Origin of the sequence: Klebsiella sp. RHBSTW-00484 (assembly GCF_013705725.1) — a bacterium.
GTDB lineage: Bacteria > Pseudomonadota > Gammaproteobacteria > Enterobacterales > Enterobacteriaceae > Klebsiella.
This window is the reverse complement of sequence record NZ_CP055506.1, coordinates 1-223: the sequence shown is the minus strand read 5'-3', so window position 1 is coordinate 223 and position 223 is coordinate 1. Positions and strand designations below refer to the sequence as shown.

Annotated in this window: 1 pseudogene; it reads right to left on the bottom strand. The window is 52.0% G+C overall.

Annotated features, from left to right (window positions below):
• Nucleotides 1-156 (bottom strand): annotated as a pseudogene (locus HV213_RS33140) (IS5/IS1182 family transposase); the annotation flags it as partial.
• Nucleotides 157-223: the final 67 nt, after the last annotated feature.

Here is a 223-nt window from a genome sequence, read left to right as displayed (position 1 = left end):
TCGGCCATTGCCCGCCTTGGGATAAAACGGCTCGATGACAGCGGTCATATTCTGCCATGGCAGAATCTGCTCCATGCGGGAGAGGAAAATCTCTTTTCGGGTCTGACGGCGCTTAGTGCTGAATTCACTATCGGCGAAGGTGAGTTGATGGCTCATGATGTCCCTCTGGGATGCGCTCCGGATGAATATGATGATCTCATATCAGGAACTTGTTCGCACCTTC